Raw genomic sequence first — 20,399 nt, 5'->3', positions numbered from 1 at the left:
CTAGCTATCCTATAATTAATTAAATTCTCATGCCTGAAGGGATTCATTTATGATTATTGACGTCCATGCGCACTGCTTTCCCAAAGAATATCTTGATGATATTGAACGGAAAGGAGGGAATTTGGTTGATGTTGCCCGGTATATGAGAGCGGGAATAGAAGAACAGGATTTGGAATTACGTCTTGCAGTAATGAAAAAGGCTGGCGTTGATTTACAGGTGCTTTCCATTGTGCCTCAAGTCCCGTATTTTTCAAATAAAAATGATGCAGTAAGCAGTGCCAAAATGGCGAATGATATCTATGCACAGCTCATTGCTAAATACCCCAAACATTTTCAAGCCTTTGGGATTTTCCCACTCCCGCACATTCAAGAATCATTAGATGAGATTAAACGCTGCTTTGATGATTTGGGAATGCTGGGTGTTACTGTAACAACTACCGTGTTGCAGCGGTCTATAGTAGAAGCAGACCGTTTTGAAGCCATTTTTGCCGAGCTAAATCGCAGAAAAGCGGTTGTATTTTTACATCCTGCGGGCTGTTGTACCGGTGAGCAAACCAAAGTGTATGGGCTTACCTGGATGATTGGGGCCCCTTTTGAGGACACTTATGGAGTTTTGCATCTAATCTTATCTGGTATCACCACGCGTTATCCTGATATCCATTTTATTAGTACTCATCTTGGTGGCTATTTACCACTGATCATGCAGCGCATAGATAATTTATACAGCGATTGGGGTGAAGGCAATATTGAGGGTGTGCCCAGCGACTTTATAAAAAAATTTTGGTTTGATACGGTAGCCCATGGACATATTCCTGCATTACACAACGCAGTAGCTGTTTATCCCCATAATCAATTATTGTTGGGGACAGACTACCCTTATGCGAATCACGATAAATACCTCCTGGCAGTGGATTACATAAAAGAGGCCAATCTTCCAGAAGAATTGGTTAAAAAAATTCTCAGTGATAATGCCAAAAAACTATTTAATTTATAACTGGCACACTGCTAAGCTAAGATGCTTAAAGCTTTTTGCCATCCATGATAATTGGCTTCCACTGCTTCCCTGTCCTGGCCCGGATAAAACTCCTTATCTAAGCGCCAATTTTTTTGCAATTCATCTAGTGAGTTAATCAAACCCGCTCCCAGAGCTGCTAACATAGCAGCCCCTTGCGCCGTGCTTTCGACTTCTTTGGGGCGTTGTACAATCAAATCACATTGCGAAGCTAGAAATTGCAAAAACCAATTATTAACGGCCATGCCACCATCCACTCGTAGTTTGCTAAACACAAGTCCACTGTCTTTACGCATGGCAGTCAATACATCCCTGGTTAAATAGCAGACGCTTTCTAATGCAGCTCGCGCAAAATGCGCACGATTAGTGGTTCTGCTTAAGCCAACAATCGCCGCCCCTGCAGCAGAAGACCAATGCGGGGCACCCAATCCGGTAAATGAGGGCAATAAATAAACTCCCTCATTACTCGACAAACTCTGTGCCAGCGATTCGCTTTCATCCGGGGTGGCAATTAGCTTCATCTCTTCACACAACCACTTAATCGTTGTTCCGGCATGATAAAGGCTGCCTTCCATGCCATAAGCTATTTCATCTTTAATTCCATATGCAATGGTGGTCAATAGTCCATAATTTGATTTTGCTGGGTTGGATCCAAGGTTAAGCAATAGGAATCCCCCTGTTCCAAAGGTTGCTTTAATCATTCCCTCCTGAAAACAACCCTGGCCAATCAAAGCCGCTTGTTGATCTCCTGCAACCCCGGTTATAGGAATTGGCTTGCCCAGATAACTTTTATCAATAGCGCCAAATTGAGCATCGCTATTACAAACCTGCGGTAAACATGCAAGAGGAACTTTGAAAAGATCGAGCAACTCTTCATCCCATTGCAGACTATGGATGTTGAACAATAAAGTCCGTGATGCATTACTAACATCTGTTAAATGGGAATGGCCTTTTGTTAGACGCCAAATCAAAAAGCTGTCAATGGTGCCGAAAGCCAATTGATTTTTACTCGCCAGTTCGCGTGCTTCAGGGAGATTATCAAATAACCAGTGCAGTTTACTGCCGGAAAAATATGGATCAGCCAATAAACCGGTTTTTGCTTGCAATAAATCATTGAACTCGACCAGTGATTGACAGAAGCCTTCAGTCCTTCTATCTTGCCAGACAATGGCGGGAGCCAAGCATTTACCACTTTGTTTGTCCCAAATTACTGTGGTTTCCCGTTGATTGGTAATGCCACAAGCTGCTATTTTTTCAGCTCCTACTTGTTCTGCCACATCTAAAATTGCCTTTAGCGTTTTTGTCCAAATCTCTTCGGGATCATGCTCCACCCATCCTGCCTTTGGGTAGGATTGTTTAAGAGCATATTGGCTTGAATGAATCAATTTACCTGAAGATTCGTAAACAATGGCTCTGGTGCTGCTCGTTCCTTGATCAATGGCAAGAAGATAGTTCATTGCTTTTCATTTCCTGAATGTGATAATTAAATTAATATCAGAGGTAGGCCACAGCAATTTACTTCAAATGCTTCAAGCCATCCTGGCGTTATTAAGAGAATTTATACCATCTTGACAGCATTTTACATGATTTCGGAGACAACATGGAGCGAGTTTTTGATGTTGCAGTTATCGGAGGAGGAATTAATGGCTGTGGCTGCGCTGCAGATGCTTCCATGCGTGGGTTGTCAGTAATTCTTTTAGAAAAGGATGATCTTGCCTCAAAAACTTCATCCAGCAGCAGTAAATTAATTCATGGCGGCCTTCGTTATCTGGAGCATTATGATTTCAAACTGGTAAAAAAAGCTTTGGATGAACGCCAACGTTTATTAAAGCTTGCGCCTTATTTAGTGCGACCTTTACCATTTGTTCTCCCCTACTCCAAAGAAATGCGGCCGGTTTGGTTATTACGCACCGGCTTATTTCTTTACGATAATCTCAGCCGTGACAATAAATTGCCGGGCAGCCGTTTTCTACTGCGCAAAAAGCATTCCCCCTACTTTGATCCTTTAAAAGAAAAATACCAGAAGGGATTTCTTTTCTATGATTGCACAACGGATGATTCTCGCTTGACTATAACCAACGCTTTGCAAGCAAAAAATCACGGTGCTGTCATCTGCAATTATACGCAACTTGTTCAAGCTAATACCATCGATGGGCTTTGGCATTTGACCACCCAAGATAAAACAGGTGAACAGCATTTTATTAAGGCCAAAGCTGTAATTAACGCGACCGGCCCCTGGGTCGAGTCCATGAACAACTTATTGCAAATCGACAATCAATACAAAATGTCTTTGGTCAAAGGCAGCCATTTGCTGGTGCATAAATTGTATGAAGGCAAACACGCCTACCTTTTACAACATCAAGACAAACGCATTGTCTTTATTGTCCCCTATCAGGGGTACACGATGATAGGAACTACAGATGTTGCATTTCATGGTTCGTTGGATGACGTTAGCATCTCTAGTGAAGAGGTGGGTTATCTGTGCGATCTAATTAATAATTATCTTAAATTTAAAATTCAAAGAGAAGATATCATTTATACCTGGAGTGGCGTTAGGCCCTTATTGGCAGCACCGGGGGAACTTAAAGCATTAAGCCGGGATTACTCTTTTCTTTTCAGCGTGCTTCCGGCACCCTCTGTAACGATTTATGGAGGGAAAATTACAACTTATCGTCAACTGGCCAGTGAAGTGATCGATGAATTAAAAGCCGTTTTTCCTTACCTTAAAGAATCCATAACCGACCATACTTATCTCCCTGGCTCGTATTTGGATAAAATGTCCTTTCGTGAATATGCAGAATACGCTCTAGAAAAATATTACTGGCTTCCAGAAGACATTCGCCAGAGATATCTTAGTAACTATGGAACCAGAATGGAGGAGCTCATTCGAGATTGCACAAACCTGAATGATTTAGGACGAGATTTTGGAAACGGCCTTTTTGAACGTGAGGTTGATTTTCTTTGCCAACATGAATGGGCAACGAGCAGTGAAGATATTTTGTGGCGGCGAACCAAATTAGGAATACATTTCAATCAGGAAAGCAGCTCCTGCCTCACTGAGTACTTGGCTTATCCATCCACAGAAAACGCTAACTCTTAAATTCCTGGCCTTAATTTTTTCATCCTGAAAAGGTGATCGCCTTCCCAGTTTAACTACTGGATAGCTCAACCAACTCAGCCTGAACATTTCTAATTTCTTCTAGAGGTTCACTGAAAGGTCTTACAGGTTGTGCTGGAATTCCTTGCCATCTTGTATTCTCTGGAAGGTTCTCTCCTTTCATCAAAAGAGAAAAGTTACCTAAAGTTGAGTTTTTCTCCATGACCGTGTTGTATAGCACGATAGAAGCAATGCCCACATTGCAACCTTTTTCGATATTAATCGTGGACATTTTAAAAACACGATCCTCATAAAGATGAGTTTGAATCACCGCCTCTGAATTAATACAAACTTCATCTTCAATTCGAATTAAGTCAAACTCCGTGAAATCAGCAGTATCGATAAAGACTTTCTTCCCTATCTTTGCGCCAAGACTACGCAGCAACAAAGACACAAACGGAGTTCCTAACACCAAATTGGTAAAATTAGGATTAATAAAATAGCTATAGGAATATTCAATTATGTCATTTTTCCAAATGAAAATATTCCAAATCGGTTTGGTCGCTGGCTTAACTTTACCTAAAATGAACCATTTTAACGCTACGATGCCAGCAACTAAACCCACTACGACCCCCAATTCAACTATTGGTAAAATAAGGGCTATTTCTGTTAAAGAATAGTTATCAAATAAAATATCAAGCACATAGAGCATATTAAAGAGGCCAATTAAAGTCAGCGTTGTTGGCATGATAATTCGAATGAACTCAATGGCCAATCGAGTGAAGAAGAGCTTACGCGAAGGAGAAAATTTTTCCTGATCTGAAAAACCGGCAGCAATTTCTCGTTTGGGCAAGAAAACAGCCGGTGAGCCAAGCCAAGCCGTTCGATGATCAGCAGCCCTATTTCCCGGAGGGGTGATTGACATACAGCCTAATAATCCCTCATCTCCCAAATTAGCTCCCGAAGGAAGCAAACTCATGTTGCCAATAAATCCACGCCTCCCCACTTGTATCGGAGCAAATTTTATCGAGCCTAAATAAACGTTTGGCCAAGCCAAAGCAACCGAACTCGCAATAAACCCTTCATCTTGGATGTTGACCAAATCAGGGATGATATGTGGCGTTTCACCAAGCTCTACGTGCCGGCCTAATTTTGCCCCTAAGAAACGCAGAAAATAAGGGAAGTACAGTGTATCGGCCATAACATAAATTTCATCAATGTCGACCATTTTTACGATAGTCCACTGACGCAGGTAATATAAACTTTTTAATGAATAAATCCCTGGTTTTATTTTATTCATTAGCAATTTCTTACAAAGGCCAATGCCCAAATAATGCAAGATTAAAAATATGACTGCTCCTGCCGGTGCAGCTATCAGAACAGTAAATAAATAATGAGTCTGTTCATGGAAATGCGTAATTAAAGACAACGCTGGAAAATAACACACATAGTAAACCATCATTGCAAAGACTAGGCAGCAATAATGTAAAACACCATAGGTGAAATTTTTAATCATGGACGTTGGTACAGAGGATTTTTCATGATTAGTGATATGATCAGCTGGCGCTACCGAAGCCGCAGCAGGGGAGCCTGAAAAAAATTGGCCTGCAGGGATGTTGCTATGACTCGGCAACATCGACATGTCATCCAATTTAGCGTTATCGTGAATAACCGTATTTATACTGACAACACTTCGAGCGCCAACGAAACACCGATCCCCAATGGTAATACTAGCAATTTTCAACCAGCCATCTTCAACCACATATCCAAGTAAACGTGAATCAAAACCAATCGAACTGTTATCGCCGATGGTTAGTTGATCGTGGACAGCAATATTGGTTGAAGCAATGTAACAATTTTTACCAATTTTTGCTCCTAACAAACGATAGTAAAGCACGATTAATGGGGAGCCGATCAGGTGTTTGGGTGAAAATATATTTTTTTGCAGACGCTCAACGAGCCACCAACGAAAATAAAACCAGCCCCACAACTTATAAGTGCCAGGCTTCACCTTCCCCAATAATATCCATTTTGCAGTAATGGTAAACGCCAAGGAAGCAAGTGGCATAGCTAAAAAGAGGCCCAGGAAGATCAATAAAGATTTCATATCCCAAGGGGATTCACGTGTAGCCACCCAGGTGTAGCAAAGAATCACAGCTAACAGCTGCCAAGCCCCAAGGGCATATTGCAACAAAACACCAAAGAGCTGCCCTGTAGCACATAAGTAATAGTTTAAAGAGGAAACCTTCCCTTTTTTTACCTTTCGCTGTTCTTTAACTTGGACGTTATTGTTGCTGAATTTCTCCGCCAATTGTTTAATAGTTGGATGCAAATATAAATCCAGAATGGATACATTTTGCAGACCAGACATTTTACGTAAACTTGATACTACCCGTGCGGCCGACAGAGAATGCCCGCCTAAGTCATAGAAAAAATCAGCCTCTATTGATATAGATCGATGTTGAAATTCCTCTTCCCACACTTTACTAATTTCACGCTCCAAATCGGTTTGAGGTGGAATATAGTCAACGGTTTGAATGCTGCTTTGAGGTTTAGGAAGTGCTTTTCGATTAACTTTCCCGCTCGACAATAGTGGAAATGCTTCGACAATCTCGAAAAACGATGGGAGCATATAATGAGGCAACCGTTTTTTCATAAATTCTTTGAAATGTTGTAGATCAAAGGGCGCATCTTTTTTAAGAAGCAAATAAGCCACTAAACAAGGATTATCCAATTCCTGCAAAGAAACGACGGCCTTGTTAATCGCCTCATACTCCATGATAACTGTTTCTATTTCATTTAATTCAATGCGAAAACCACGAAGCTTAACCTGATCATCAACTCTGCCGAGAAAAACAATCTCACCCACTTCATTGATCATGGCTAAATCGCCTGTGCGATAGAGCCGCTTATTGCTATCCTTTGGGTGTTTTACAAACTTGTTTTCGGTGATTTCCGGGCGATTTACATAACCACGTGCGACCCCTGCTCCTGCTATACATAATTCGCCTTCAGTGCCGTCCGGTACTAGTTGCAAGTGCTCATCAACAATTACAACTTCATAGCCGTCTAAAGGCTGGCCGATTGTGACAGGCTCACCAAGCTTACATTCCTTGTAAGTTGCAATCACGGTGGCTTCAGTTGGCCCATATGTATTCATTATTGTAAGATTCGGCCTTTGCCAACGCTGTATAAGATTTAGGGTGCAAGCCTCACCGCCTAAAATCAATAGTCTTAAATTGGGTAAATCGCCTTCTAAAGTCGATAATAAAGTGGGGACTGTGGAAAATACGGTGATCTTATTATTTTGTAGAAACTCAATTAACCCTACCCCTGAACGGGTGTCTTTATTGGTACAGGCAACCAAGGCAGCACCATTGGCAAAAGCCATCCACAGTTCCTCAAGCGAGGCATCAAACGCCAATGAAAATCCCTGATAGACTCTATCGCTGAAACTCATCTGATATAGAGAACTTGCGACTCTGACATAATGACAAATATTACTGTGAGTTACCTCAACCCCTTTTGGTTTTCCCGTCGATCCAGAAGTATAGATCACATAGCAGAGCTGATCGGAAGCTAGAGGCCCTTGGATGGGACGAGTATTTGGTTGTTCGGCAATGTTTTTTCTAAGTTGGTCCAATACAATAGTAGAGGGAAAATCAATGCTGTTTTTGCGTTGCAATTGCGGTGAAGAGGTAATTACCGAATGAAAAGGCATATCACTAAAAATATAATTGACCCGTTCATCAGGATATTCAATTTCGATAGGAACGTACGAGGCTCCTGTCTTTAACACAGCCAAAATGGAAATATAGCTGTCCAAAGACCGCTCAAGAAAAATACCAACACTGTGTTCAGAACGAACTCCCAGCGACAGCAAATAATTGGCTAACTGGTTTGCTTGCTCTTCCAGTTCTTGATAAGAGAGCATTACATCGTTGCAAATCAATGCAGTATGGCCAGGATATTGATCAACCGCTTGTTCGAAAAACTCCCTGAGTTGCTTGAACTTCCTAGAAGATGTACTCATCGGTTTCTCCCAACCTTTCCTGTTCCTATTCCTACAATTCAAGAGACAAATACTTGAAATTCCATTCACAACAATTCTTCAGTGAAATTTGATTCTGGGCGTCCAGTAAATCTGTATCAATTGCAAATTCTTATTTCAGTTTTGTATCACTCAAGCAAAAAATAAGCCACGAATGGAAACTTCAGCCATGTCCTTTTGAAAGGGTTTAGAGCTTTTAGGATGAAACCGGATAAAGCGAATCCTCGCCAGGGTTTAGGAACAGCGATCAGGTGGTTTCCTAATAGGATTTGCAATTTTTTTAATAAGTTTTGATGAACATCATACTGTAGGAGTTCGAGTAATGAGCTCTATATTTTTTTCCGTTCTGCGCAAAGGCGAAAAAAATGTTACACCAATTCCAGCATTGGGTGGCTCTAAAAGCTGAATTCGGTCGGGATTTCGAGCTTGTACTTTAAATGCTTCTGACACGTAAAGTTCATACATGTTTTTATGCATGTTTTTTACATTGGTTGTTGCCGCTTTCAATACATATTGTTTGTCCAGGCGTTCAATTGAATTTACGGCTACGACAGTTGCTAAAGTTATAGCTATCAGCAAGGTGGCCCATCCCACAATAGGAACGGCTGAAAAACCAGCGAGTAACCCCAATCCGGATAATAATCCCATGAATCCAGCTGTACATCCTGCGATTGCACCAAAAGTACCAACCATGCTTAAAAAAGCAGTTTGAATAATGGCCATGGTAGATGGCCTTTTGTTGGCTACCTCAGTCCTAATTATACCTGAAATCAATCCTTTAAGGGTCTTCGTGAATTTGATCTCATCTTCACCATAGCTCAGCGTAACTAAACTACGCAAAAGACCCTCATATTTCGGGTGAAACAACAACTGCTCCAACAATTCGCTAATTAGTAGGGTTCTATCGCAGTTTTTCAAATCCAATTCTATCTGCTTCTTTATGCCTTCAAGGATTTGCAGGTTGTCTTCTGGAGCTTTTAAATTTAGGGAAACATTTTTTTGGACGGATTGCAGGTAAAAGTAAGTTAATTCGCATAACTCTTCTATCTTAAGCTTAAGTTTTTCTTCAGCTTTTTTTTCGGCCTGTCTTGCGTTGTTTAGGGAGATGTAAAAAACCAGGCCAGCGACAGCACAAAATAGCAGGCTAGCTATAGAACCCGCTACAATGGTAAGCACACTCCCGGCAGCCAAACCGAGAGAAGACGAAAGAATCCCAAATAATGGCCAGGCAACGCCGGCTCCAGTTCCTATACCGTCAAAAGAGGATTTAAGAAGAGACATATCAGCAATTATCCTGAATTAGGGCTAAATTTCGCCTTTGTCAATCTTTTCCCGAATTTCACTAACATCCGCCTCAATAGCCTGTTTAACCAATTCTTTAAGGGTAGACTCAGGCATACTGCCAGCCTCTGAATAAATAACAATTCCATCTTTGAAAATCATGAGGTGAGGAATTGAGCGGATTTGGAATACCTCAGCCAACTCCGTTTCTTCTTCAATATTGATTTTGGCAAAATACACATTAGGATTTTGTTGAGCTACCTTTTCATAAACCATCGCAAATTGTTTACAGGGAGCGCACCATTCAGCCCAAAAATCGATAAAAACAATTTTATTGTTTTCGACTATGGCTTCAAATTGCTCTGCTTTTAAGTTATTTATGGTCACGATCCTTCTCCTTGCTGAAGGCAAGCTACAATTTCTGCGAAAATTTCGTCCACATTTCCTAAACCATTGATCCGGTGAAAAGCTGGTGCGTCTTCATCCTGACTATTTGCCCATTCTTGATAGTACCTAATGAGTGGTTCTGTTTGTTGATGATAAACCATTAATCGCTGCTTGATGGTTTCTTCTTTATCATCATCCCTCTGTACCAATGGGTCTCCGGTTATATCATCAACGAAATCTTTTTTCGGGGGGTGGGATTTCAGATGATAAACACGGCCGGAAGGCAAATGAACCATACGGCCGCTGATGCGGCTAATAATTTCTTCATCAGGTACAGCAATTTCCACGACGTGATCGAGTTTTACCCTTGCATCTTTAAGAGCATCTGCTTGGGGAATCGTCCGTGGAAAACCATCAAATAGAAAACCCTTTTGGCAATCGGGTTGTTGCAAACGTTCTTTTACAAGTCCAATGATGATTTCATCGGAAACAAGTTCGCCTGCGTCCATGATTTTTTTTGCACTTTTACCTAATTCTGTACCTTTTGCGATGGCCGCACGGAGCATATCCCCTGTAGATATTTGCGGGATATTAAAAAATGTGGTTAATTTTAGTGCCTGCGTCCCTTTTCCCGCACCCGGACCACCTAAAAGCATTAAACGCATTAATTCATTCTCCTAATTCAATGAGGCTACCATCCTACCCACTCAAGAGTAATCTGTCATTAATCCCTGCAACAATATTCTATTGCAAAGTTAAATTTAAAACCATGAGCTTTTTGGTAAGCTTCCTCGACATTGATTGAGTTGTGCTTGATAAATTTGAGAGCGTGCGCTTACTTTATGCGCTACCTGAATAAGCCATGGCTTCTTTAAATAAGTGCGACGTTGATAACCTCCAACTCCCTCATGATAAGCAAGGTATAAGCGATAAGCATCGGTGCGAGGAATTCCTGCGCGCCGGTTGGCTTGATTCGCATACCAACCGATAAAATCGACTGCGTGAGCAAATACATCTCGCTGAGCCCAGAAACTCCCGCCATTGGAATCTCTTTTATAGACTGCCCAAGTGGAGCGTAGTGCTTGTGAATAGCCATAAGCAGAAGAAGGTCGTTTCCAGGGAATAATCCATAATAGTTTTTGTCTTGGGGGCTTTGCATGGCCATCAAATTTCGACTCTTGATGGACAATAGCCATTTGTACAGCCACAGGAACCTTCCATCGCCGTTGGACGTCCACAGCATCTCGATACCATCTGGGATATTCCTGAAAAACATGACAAATGTTGTTCACATCGCGAGGAGGACGACTGGCGCAAGCCACAAGCAGTAAAGAGCAAACTATAAGTATAAGAGCTTTAAATTTCATTTTTCTTGCTGAGTTTATTTTTGTGAGGCGTATTAGTAACAAAATTGACGCGAAATTTAAACTGTTATCAGCAGAACATTAAATGACTTACCCCATGGCATTTACCTTCACTAAGAAGCTACCTGACCCCAACCCAATTCATTCACAACCGCATCAGGCTATGGTAATTTGTGCCAATCCCCTGAGTTTGTGAGTATTAATGAGCACTTTAGTCTTCGATATTGAAACCATTCCTGATGTGGAGACCGGCCGCAGGATATATGATTTAAAGAATTTATCCGACCAGGATACGGTGCTTGCCCTTTCTGCCTTAAGACGGGCAAAATGCGGGAATGATTTTCTCCCACACTATTTGCAAAAAATTGTTGCAATTTCCCTGGTACTGAGTCAAGGAACACAGCTTAAAGTTTGGTCGCTTGGCGATGAAGAGTCCGATGAGAAAGATTTAATCCAGCGTTTTTTTACCGGGATTGAAAAATACACACCAACGCTGGTGAGTTGGAATGGCTGCGGATTTGATTTGCCCGTTCTCCATTATCGTTCATTGCTTCATGGAATCTCGGCCCCCACTTATTGGGAAAACGGAGAAAACCAACAGCATTTTCGCTGGAATAACTATTTAAACCGTTTTCATTATCGCCATCTTGATCTTATGGATGTTTTAGCGGCTTATCAAAATAAAGCTTTTGCGCCTCTGAATGAAATTTCTTTCATGTTGGGTTTTCCTGGCAAAATGGGAATGAGTGGTGGCAAAGTGTGGGACGAATACAGGGCCGGTCATATTAAAAAAATCCGTGACTATTGTGAAACAGATGTACTTAACACCTATTGTGTTTACTTGCGATTTGAATTAATGCGCGGCTCTCTAAATCCCCAGGAATATAGCCTCTACATTGATAATTTACGGAATTATTTGCAAGGTGAAAGCGATAAGCCACATTTACAGGAGTTTTTATCTAATATGAATGTTTAAACTCAGTCTGTTTTAGCCTTTCTTTTAGCAAGCCTTTGGGTACGATAATGAGCCATGCGGCTGGTCAATACATAAAAAATAGGCGTAAATATTAAACCAAAGAATGTAACGCCAATCATGCCGCTAAATACTGCAACACCTAAGGCCCTTCTCATTTCAGCCCCCGCCCCCCTCGCAATGACGAGCGGATAGACGCCAAGAATAAAGGCAAAAGAGGTCATTAAGATGGGACGCAATCTTAGCCTTGCAGCTTGAATAGCCGCCTTCCAACGATTTGCACCGGCCTGTTCAAGTTTACGGGCAAACTCAACGATCAAAATCGCATTTTTTGAAGCCAAACCAATTAAAACAATAAATCCTAATTGAGTCATGACATTATTTTCCATGCCAAACAATTTAATTCCAAGTAAGGACGATAGCAAACACATAGGAACAATGAGAATGATTGCCAGAGGCAAAACCCAGCTTTCATATTGTGCCGCCAGCAATAAAAACACAAACACCACGCTTAAAATGAAAGCGATAGTGGCAGTATTGCCCACCATTTTTTGTTGATAAGCAATTTCAGTCCATTCATAACCAATGCCATCAGGCAAATACTGATCAGCCAATTGCTCCATAGTTGCCAAAGCTTGGCCGCTGCTATAACCAGGCCTGACGTCCCCAATCAAATCAATGGCAGGATATAAATTGTAGTGAGGATAGCGGGCAGGACTAACACTATTATCAACAGTTGCCACGGAACCTATGGGAACCATATTTCCTGAGTTATTACGCACTTTCAACCGCAAAATATCATCATTAGTCAGGCGATCCTCAGCTTTGGCTTGTGCCATAACTCGGAATGTGCGTCCCAGGTAATTAAATTCATTCACAAATACTGAGCCCAAATACACTTCCAGAGCGTCGATGACCCGAGCCAAAGGGACGCCCAGGCGCTCGGCTTTCTCCCTATCCAGCGCCAAATGCAATGTAGGTGTGTTGTTCTCAAAAAATGTGTACACGGATGTGGTTGCTGCTGCTTCATTGGCTTTCATCGCCAGATTGGTTACAGCATCGTATAAAACATCCATCCCGCGGCCACCTCGGTCTTGAATCATCATTCTAAACCCTCCGGCGTTACCTATTCCCCGGACAGGTGGCGGGGGAATGACCACAATCATGGCTTCCTTAATGCTAGCCATTTCTTGCCTTAACCGATTCAGTAAATCCGTATAAGTAATTCCCTGGTCGTAGCGGTTTTCAAAGCTATCCAGAACTGGAAATATGGCAGCGGCATTACTGGCGTTCGTAAAAGTCGCACCTGAAAAACCTGAAAATCCCACAGCATTTTTTATCCCAGGTATGGCTAAAATTTTTTTCAACGCCTTTTGGACTACATTATTCGTTCGATCTAATGAAGAGCCAGGGGGAAGTTGTACCGCTACGATGAAATAACCTTGATCTTGCCTCGGAATAAAACCTGTAGGCACCATCATGAACAAAAGAAAAATGAGTGAGATCAGAAATAGATAGACAATTAACATAATGCCAGTTTTGCGCGTGAATTTTCCCACCCATTGTCCGTATTTTTTAGAAAGGTAATTAAATCCCCGATTGAACTGATTAAAAAAAGCATGAACCGGTTTTTTCCAAAATGGAATCTCGCTTTCATGTCTTTCTTTTGAATGTGCTTTTAAAAGTATGGCTGCAAGTGCCGGGCTTAATGTCAGAGAAATAAAAACCGATATTACTGTGGCTACGGCAATCGTTGTTCCAAATTGCTGATAAAATCGGCCCGAGATGCCTTGCAAAAAGAGAGTAGGTAAAAATACCGCAACCAATACAAGACCTATCGCCACCAGGGCTGAGCCAACCTCAGTCATTGTTTTTCGCGCTGCTTCCTTAGGCGATAAACCGGCCGCGATGTTCCTTTCCATGTTTTCAACAACCACAATGGCGTCATCAACGACAATACCAATGGCCAAGACAAGACCAAAAAGGGTTAGATAATTTAAAGAAAAATTGATCGCTTCCATAACGGCAAAGCTGCCAATCAGAGAAACTGGAATAGCTACAATTGGAATAATTGCAGCACGCCAGCTTTGTAAAAAGAGGATGATAACCAGGACAACCAGCACGATGGCTTCAAAAATGGTTTCAAAGACCGCATAGACCGATTGAGCAATAAATTCGGTCGGATTATAAGCAATTTGATATTTAATTCCTGGTGGAAAATTCTTAGAAATTTCTTTCATGGTTGAAATAATTTGATCCGCTGTGGCAAGAGCATTAGTACCAGGCCGTTGAAACACCGGTAGCGCCACTGCGGAGTAAGTACCTAAAAAGCCTTTTGTGAAATAATCTTGTGCACCTAGAACCACCTGACCCACGTCTTTAACGCGAACAATTCGTCCATTTTTATCCGATTTTATGATGATGTTTGCAAATTCCTCAGGCGTGGATAAACGCCCTTTGGTTTGAATTTTGAATTCGAAACCCAACTGCTTGGGCTGAGGTTGGCTATTTAAAGCCCCACTGGCAATTTGCACATTTTGACTGCGCAACGCGTCTAATACATCTTCCGCGGTGAGGCCATAGGAATTAATGAGATCGGGATCTAACCATATCCGCATTGCATATTCGCTCGCACCCACCAATCTTATTGAACCCACTCCATCAATTCGATTAATTTTGTCGCGAATATTTAACACCGCATAATTTCCCAGATAGGTTTGGTCATAACGGCCATCTGGTGAGTAAAGGTTAATAACCAACATCAAATCGGGTGAATTCTTAACCGTTGTAATCCCTATTCGCCGGACTTCCTCTGGAAGTCGAGGTTCAGCAATGGCAACTCGGTTTTGCACCAACACTTGAGCGATATTAAGATCCGTTCCTAACTTAAAAGTCACAGTTAGTCTCATTTGACCATCATCGGTTGATTGCGAATCCATATACAACATCCCTTCAACACCGTTTACTTCTTGTTCAATAGGAGTTGCTACAGTTTCAGCCACAGTTTTGGCATTCGCACCGGGATAGGAGGCCGTGACCTGGATTGTAGGCGGCACTACTTGTGGGTATTGTTCAACCGGCAAATTGAAATAAGAGAGCCCACCGACGATCACGATGATGATGGCAATGACGGTGGCAAAAATAGGTCTATCAATGAAAAAATGCGCTATTCTCATTCCTCACCTTCAGAAGAGTTACTCATGTAAAGAAACTCTGTTGGGCTTAATTTCTTGTCCAGAAGCGTGAATACGTTGTATCCCATTAACTACAATCAGCTCATTGCCTTTCAGTCCGTCGCGAATGATATAAAAGCCACTATCACGCAAAGGACCTAGCTCCACATAAATGCGGTAAATTTTATTTTGTTTATCAACCGCATATACAAATTTTCGGGATTGATCGCTATTAACTGCTTTATCGGGAATTAAAAGAGCTTCGTATTCGTTGCTTCCAGCCAAACGTGCACGACCAAATAATCCAGGGTAAATCAAACTGTTGTTATTAGGGATGGTTGCCCTGCCTAAAATCGTCCCAGTACCTCTGTCTACCACGTTATCTGTAAAATTCATCACTCCTTTATGCTTAAATTCTTTTTCATCCTGCAACTTGATGACTATTTCATTAAGACTATGTTGAGATTGTTGCTGAGTTTTTCCTAAACGTATGTATTTCAATAAATCGCCCTGACTCATTTCAAAATAAAAATAAATGGGATCGAAGGAAACCACTTTAGTTAAGATGGTATCGTCCTTACGTATTAAATTCCCCACGCTGACATAATGCCGACTGATTTTTCCTGTAATTGGTGACTTTACGGCCGTATACTGGAGATTCAATTTAGCATCATTGAGTCTGGTTTCAGAGACTTTCATTTCTTGATAGCGGCGATCAACTGCTTCTTCGGCAATAAAGCTTTTTTTCTGCAACTGAACAGCTCTTTGATATTCTCTCGTGGCTAATTGGTATTGGGCCTGCGCACGTGTGACGGCATATTCGAAAGGCCTTGGGTCAATAATGAACAATATATCACCAATCTTGACCATTTGACCGTCTTTGAATTTAATGGCATCTAAATAGCCTGTAACGCGAGAGCGGACATCCACTTCCTCAACTGCCTGAAAACGTCCAGTGTACTCATCCCATTCAATAATTCGTTTTTTTAATGGAAAAGCGACGTCCACTTCGGCTGGAGTTGCTTTTTGCGCAGGAGGAGCTGAGCCGCAGGAAGGCAGAAAAATAATGCTTAATACAATAATAAAATTACGGAGCAATTGCATCCCTTCGTCTCCCATGATCTAGCAGCGCAGGCTAGAATGATATTCCAAGCTCATACGAATTGTTTTAATGATTTACACTGTTGTCTATAACTGCAAGATTCAGGCCTTTCCTCTTAACTGAGATGTGCTATTACTTAAAATTATTTTCTTCAAAAGCATTGCATCCTCTTCACCATTTTCATCTTTGTAATAAGCCCTTTTAATAAGATCGGTATGAAATCCGAATTTTTCATATAATTGCAAAGCAGCTTTATTGCTAGGTCTCACCTCCAGGATAACTGTGTCAAATTGGGAACCTTGAAGCGAATCGAGAACTGCTTTCAATAATGTTTGCCCATATCCTTTTTTTTGTTCTGTGTTCAAAACACATAAATTAAGTATGTGGCATACATTAAGATTTTTACGTGAAATCACATAACCCACTATTGTTTTGGATGACTCATCTCCAACTTCCAAGACTCGGCAATCATAACCTACTAATACGCAATCGCTTAGTATATCTCGACTCCATGGAGCTCGATGAGAAGCTCTTTCGATGTAAAACACCCGATCAATATCGCTGTGTCTCATAGAGCGTATCTTAATTGACATGATAGGTCATCTCTCAAGACAAAAAATGGCATTCAATTACAAGAATAGTATGTCGCCCTGGAGAAAAAAAGAGAGGTAATTTAAAAATTGAGAACAGGGATGGGCAAACTGCCCATCTCCGTAAAAGATAATAGAATTATTTTTCTTTCTTTTTCTTGGGCATATATAAATCGGTAATAGTGCCTTCGAATATTTCTGCAGACATTGCAATGGACTCCGATAAAGTCGGATGCGGGTGGATGGTCAAAGCAATGTCCTCCACATCACATTCCATTTCAATTGCCAAGGCAGTTTCAGAAATCAGATCGCCGGCGTTGACCCCAACAATACCTGCACCTAAAATTCGTTTCGTTTCAGGGCAGAATAGCAATTTGGTCATACCTTCTTCACGACCCATACTTAAGGCACGGCCACTGGCTATCCATGGGAACACAGCTTTTTCATAGTTAATGCCCTTTTCTTTGGCTTCTTTCTCTGTCAAACCTGCCCATGCGATTTCAGGATCAGTATAAGCTACACTTGCGATGCATTTGGGATCAAAGAAATGCTTCATGCCGGCAATCACTTCCGCTGCGACTCTGCCTTCAGGAATGGCTTTGTGGGCAAGCATGGGTTGGCCAACCACATCGCCAATTGCAAAAATGTGAGGAACATTGGTTCGCATTTGTTTATCAACGCCAATGAAGCCACGCTCATCTACATGAATTCCTGCTTTGCCTGCATCAATAGCGCCACCATTGGGTTTTCTTCCAACAGCAACCAAGACTTGTTGGAAGCACAGAGGTTGCTCAGTAGCATGCTGCCCTTCCATAGACACATAAATTCCATCTTTCCTAGCTTCAACTGCAGTAACTTTGGTTTTTAATAAGAATTTAACGCCCTTTTTAGTCATTCTCTTTTGAAGAACATTCACTAAATCAGCATCAGCACCCGGGATGAGTTGATCCATGAATTCAACTACAGTGACATCAACACCAAGAGCTGAGTAGACCGTGGCCATCTCAAGTCCGATAATACCACCGCCCAATACGAGCAAGTTTCCTTTAATGTCAGCAAGTTCCAATGCGCCTGTTGAACTAAAGATGCGTGGATCTTCTGGAATGAAGGGCAAATTAATGGATTCACTGCCAACCGCGACAATTGCATTTTTAAAGTTGATCGTAGTTTGGCCTTCTTTGCCTTCAACTACTATCTGATGTGTTCCTGAAAATTTGCCAACACCAGTCACTACTTTCACTTTGCGTTGCTTCGACAAGGCTTTCAAACCACCGGTCAGCTTGCCGACAACAGAATTTTTCCAGGCCACCAGCTGTTTACTATCCAACTCAGGTTTGGCGAATGTAACTCCTTGGGCTGACATTTCATGGGTTTCATCCAACACTTTAGCGATATGGAGCAAAGCTTTAGAAGGAATACAACCTACGTTTAAGCAGACTCCTCCCAGATTGTCGAAGCGCTCAACGAGAACAACTTCTTTGCCTAAATCTGCTGCTCGAAAGGCGGCGGTATAACCGCCAGGTCCACTACCCAACACCACAACATCTGTATTCATTTCAGCCATCACACGCCTCATTAATTGTCTTAAAACATCATAGTATAAATAGTCTCTTCCTGAGCATACTCAGGCAATCCTTTACCCAAACCAAATTTCCAAAATTTCTTATTAGAGTAAAATTCGTCTGATATCGCTTAGCGAGTCAGCAATAAAACGCGTAAACCGAGCAGCCTCTGCCCCATCAATGACTCGATGATCATAGGACAAAGATAAAGGCAACATCAGTCGAGCTTTGAAATCCCCTTGCTCATATACGGGTTTCATACTGGAGCGTGAAAGACCGAGAATAGCTACTTCAGGACTATTTACAATGGGTGTAAAAGCAGTTCCACCTATGCCGCCAAGGCTTGAGATTGTGAAGCAGCCGCCACTCATATCCGCAGGCATTAAGCCTTTATCACGGGCCTTTGCACTCAATCTTGCCATCTCTTGCGCAACTTCCCCAACAGACAGGCGATCGACATCTTTAATCACAGGAACAACCAAGCCGTTTGCAGTCTCTACAGCGATGCCAATGTTAAAATATCGTTTGTAAATTAAATTTTCGCCAGAAGCATCCAGGGAAGAATTAAATTGGGGATAAGCCGCTAAAGCTTTTGCAACCACTTTAGTTACAAATGCTAGCATGGTTAATTTATAGCCAGACTGTTTTGCATTTTCCGTTTCTGATTTTCGAAAAGCCTCAAGCTCGGTGATATCGGCTTCGTCAAATTGGGTAACGTGGGGAATAGTAATCCAAGAACGGTGGACATTCACACCAGTTAACCGTTTTATTTTATTCAAGGGCTTGGTTTCAATCTCACCAAACTTGCTAAAATCAATCACTGGTGCTGCAGGTAATGATAGTCCTCCTCCTGCGGATACGGATTTTTCACTTAGTTTATTTTTAACATAAAGCTGTAAATCTTCTTTGGTAATGCGGGATTTTCTCCCAGTTCCTTTCACCTCAGTCAAATTAATGCCAAACTCCCTCGCCAGTCGCCGAACTGCAGGACCAGCTGGAATGGCTGTTTGCTCAGGATGGAACTCTGCTGTTGAAGGCGCGGATGTTTTAACTTTGGGTGCTTCTTCCTCGCGGCGTTCTATTCCCTCAGGTTTGGCTTCACTAGCCGCTGCTACCTTGGGAGCAGCCTTAGCAGTGGGCGCTTCTGTTTTCATGGTGAGAATTAATGAGCCTTGAGACACCTTGTCGCCTACTTTGATATCCACATTCTCAATAACACCAGCCGCAGGAGAGGGGATCTCCATTGTTGCTTTATCACCTTCAAGGGTGATTAGGGATTGATCTTTAGCAATGGATTGGCCTGCACTTACCATTACATCAATGACATCTACATTGGTAGCGCCACCGATATCTGGAATGCGAACTTCAAGAGATTCACTCTGGGTTGGTTCATTCTTTGAAACAGGTTCAGAATGCGCTTCTGCTTTTGCTTCCGGCTTTTCTATTGCCTTAGCTTCCTGCTGTTTACTGGGTTTTGTTTCGCCAGATTCTTCCGCCCCTTCTCCTTCCAGAACTAAAATAGAATCACCTTCGGAAACTTTATCTCCAACTTTCACCAATAATTCTTTTACCCTTCCACTTTCAGGCGATGGTATATCCATACTGGCTTTGTCAGATTCCAAGGTAATCAAGGAAGTGTCTTTAGTGATTTGATCCCCGGGCTTTACCAAAATCTCAATGACATCAACGCCGGTTGCACCACCAATATCTGGGACTTTTACTTTAATTTCATTTGCCATATTTATCCTCAGCAAGCATGACCCTGCATAATCAAAACGCAGGGCTTGCAAAATTTAAACAGCCAACT

General features: G+C 41.8%; 14 protein-coding genes. 3 read left to right on the top strand and 11 right to left on the bottom strand.

The genetic code is table 11. From position 1 onward, the window contains the following. Nucleotides 1-49 precede the first annotated feature (49 nt). Entirely contained in the window at nucleotides 50-994 is a 945-nt protein-coding gene (locus tag EL203_RS06025) for an amidohydrolase family protein (RefSeq protein ID WP_058470026.1), read from the top strand. 11 nt (nucleotides 995-1,005) lie between these two features. On the opposite strand, the gene glpK is transcribed toward EL203_RS06025, so the two are convergent. After that, nucleotides 1,006-2,469: a glycerol kinase GlpK gene (gene glpK, locus EL203_RS06020; protein WP_058470027.1), complete on the bottom strand. Its 1,464-nt coding sequence runs from the start codon at nucleotides 2,467-2,469 to the stop codon at nucleotides 1,006-1,008. A gap of 143 nt (nucleotides 2,470-2,612) precedes the next feature. Here glpK and glpD point away from each other — a divergent pair, with 143 nt between their 5' ends. Next, a complete protein-coding gene (gene glpD / locus EL203_RS06015) occupies nucleotides 2,613-4,112 on the top strand; it encodes a glycerol-3-phosphate dehydrogenase (RefSeq protein ID WP_058470028.1) in 1,500 nt (499 codons plus the stop codon). A 49-nt stretch (nucleotides 4,113-4,161) separates the two neighbouring features. Here glpD and EL203_RS06010 read toward each other — a convergent pair whose 3' ends face one another. The 5 genes from EL203_RS06010 to EL203_RS05990 form a co-directional block, all read right to left on the bottom strand. Then, nucleotides 4,162-8,142, bottom strand: coding sequence for a Pls/PosA family non-ribosomal peptide synthetase (locus EL203_RS06010; protein ID WP_058470029.1), 3,981 nt, complete (start codon nucleotides 8,140-8,142; stop codon nucleotides 4,162-4,164). 318 nt (nucleotides 8,143-8,460) lie between these two features. Further along, nucleotides 8,461-9,441, bottom strand: coding sequence for a hypothetical protein (locus EL203_RS06005; protein ID WP_058470030.1), 981 nt, complete (start codon nucleotides 9,439-9,441; stop codon nucleotides 8,461-8,463). Between the two features lie 24 nt (nucleotides 9,442-9,465). Next, entirely contained in the window at nucleotides 9,466-9,828 is a 363-nt protein-coding gene (trxA, locus tag EL203_RS06000; protein ID WP_058470031.1) for a thioredoxin, read from the bottom strand. Continuing rightward, entirely contained in the window at nucleotides 9,825-10,493 is a 669-nt protein-coding gene (adk, locus tag EL203_RS05995; RefSeq protein ID WP_058470032.1) for an adenylate kinase, read from the bottom strand. Before adk ends, trxA begins: the two co-directional genes overlap by 4 nt. 96 nt (nucleotides 10,494-10,589) lie before the next feature. Next, nucleotides 10,590-11,195 (bottom strand): transglycosylase SLT domain-containing protein, encoded by a 606-nt coding sequence (locus EL203_RS05990; protein WP_058470033.1) that lies wholly within the window; start codon nucleotides 11,193-11,195, stop codon nucleotides 10,590-10,592. 199 nt (nucleotides 11,196-11,394) lie between these two features. Between EL203_RS05990 and EL203_RS05985 the strand changes: the two genes are divergently transcribed. Then, on the top strand, nucleotides 11,395-12,168 hold the full coding sequence (locus tag EL203_RS05985; protein ID WP_058470034.1) for a 3'-5' exonuclease: 774 nt from the start codon (nucleotides 11,395-11,397) through the stop codon (nucleotides 12,166-12,168). Between the two features lie 2 nt (nucleotides 12,169-12,170). On the opposite strand, the gene EL203_RS05980 is transcribed toward EL203_RS05985, so the two are convergent. From EL203_RS05980 to aceF, 5 genes are all read right to left on the bottom strand, one after another. After that, on the bottom strand, nucleotides 12,171-15,341 hold the full coding sequence (locus EL203_RS05980) for an efflux RND transporter permease subunit (RefSeq protein WP_058470035.1): 3,171 nt from the start codon (nucleotides 15,339-15,341) through the stop codon (nucleotides 12,171-12,173). A gap of 18 nt (nucleotides 15,342-15,359) precedes the next feature. Beyond that, nucleotides 15,360-16,442: an efflux RND transporter periplasmic adaptor subunit gene (locus tag EL203_RS05975; RefSeq protein WP_122224901.1), complete on the bottom strand. Its 1,083-nt coding sequence runs from the start codon at nucleotides 16,440-16,442 to the stop codon at nucleotides 15,360-15,362. 99 nt (nucleotides 16,443-16,541) lie between these two features. After that, nucleotides 16,542-17,033 (bottom strand): ribosomal protein S18-alanine N-acetyltransferase, encoded by a 492-nt coding sequence (gene rimI / locus EL203_RS05970; RefSeq protein WP_058470037.1) that lies wholly within the window; start codon nucleotides 17,031-17,033, stop codon nucleotides 16,542-16,544. Nucleotides 17,034-17,169: 136 nt separating this feature from the next. Next, nucleotides 17,170-18,594, bottom strand: coding sequence for a dihydrolipoyl dehydrogenase (gene lpdA / locus EL203_RS05965; protein WP_058470038.1), 1,425 nt, complete (start codon nucleotides 18,592-18,594; stop codon nucleotides 17,170-17,172). Between the two features lie 102 nt (nucleotides 18,595-18,696). After that, on the bottom strand, nucleotides 18,697-20,331 hold the full coding sequence (gene aceF, locus EL203_RS05960) for a dihydrolipoyllysine-residue acetyltransferase (RefSeq protein WP_058470039.1): 1,635 nt from the start codon (nucleotides 20,329-20,331) through the stop codon (nucleotides 18,697-18,699). Nucleotides 20,332-20,399: the final 68 nt, after the last annotated feature.

This window comes from Legionella jordanis (assembly GCF_900637635.1).
Lineage (GTDB): Bacteria > Pseudomonadota > Gammaproteobacteria > Legionellales > Legionellaceae > Tatlockia > Tatlockia jordanis.
This window is presented reverse-complemented; position numbering and strand designations above follow the sequence as displayed.

Excerpts from the sequence above, each read along its gene's own strand:
- rimI (WP_058470037.1), bottom strand. The coding sequence starts at position 17,033 with ATGTCAATTAAGATACGCTCTATGAGACACAGCGATATTGATCGGGTG.
- lpdA (WP_058470038.1), bottom strand. The coding sequence starts at position 18,594 with ATGGCTGAAATGAATACAGATGTTGTGGTGTTGGGTAGTGGACCTGGC.
- EL203_RS05975 (WP_122224901.1), bottom strand. The coding sequence starts at position 16,442 with ATGCAATTGCTCCGTAATTTTATTATTGTATTAAGCATTATTTTTCTG.
- EL203_RS05980 (WP_058470035.1), bottom strand. The coding sequence starts at position 15,341 with ATGAGAATAGCGCATTTTTTCATTGATAGACCTATTTTTGCCACCGTC.
- glpK (WP_058470027.1), bottom strand. The coding sequence starts at position 2,469 with ATGAACTATCTTCTTGCCATTGATCAAGGAACGAGCAGCACCAGAGCC.
- EL203_RS05990 (WP_058470033.1), bottom strand. The coding sequence starts at position 11,195 with ATGAAATTTAAAGCTCTTATACTTATAGTTTGCTCTTTACTGCTTGTG.
- glpD (WP_058470028.1), top strand. The coding sequence starts at position 2,613 with ATGGAGCGAGTTTTTGATGTTGCAGTTATCGGAGGAGGAATTAATGGC.
- aceF (WP_058470039.1), bottom strand. The coding sequence starts at position 20,331 with ATGGCAAATGAAATTAAAGTAAAAGTCCCAGATATTGGTGGTGCAACC.
- EL203_RS06010 (WP_058470029.1), bottom strand. The coding sequence starts at position 8,142 with ATGAGTACATCTTCTAGGAAGTTCAAGCAACTCAGGGAGTTTTTCGAA.
- EL203_RS06005 (WP_058470030.1), bottom strand. The coding sequence starts at position 9,441 with ATGTCTCTTCTTAAATCCTCTTTTGACGGTATAGGAACTGGAGCCGGC.
- EL203_RS06025 (WP_058470026.1), top strand. The coding sequence starts at position 50 with ATGATTATTGACGTCCATGCGCACTGCTTTCCCAAAGAATATCTTGAT.
- EL203_RS05985 (WP_058470034.1), top strand. The coding sequence starts at position 11,395 with ATGAGCACTTTAGTCTTCGATATTGAAACCATTCCTGATGTGGAGACC.
- adk (WP_058470032.1), bottom strand. The coding sequence starts at position 10,493 with ATGCGTTTAATGCTTTTAGGTGGTCCGGGTGCGGGAAAAGGGACGCAG.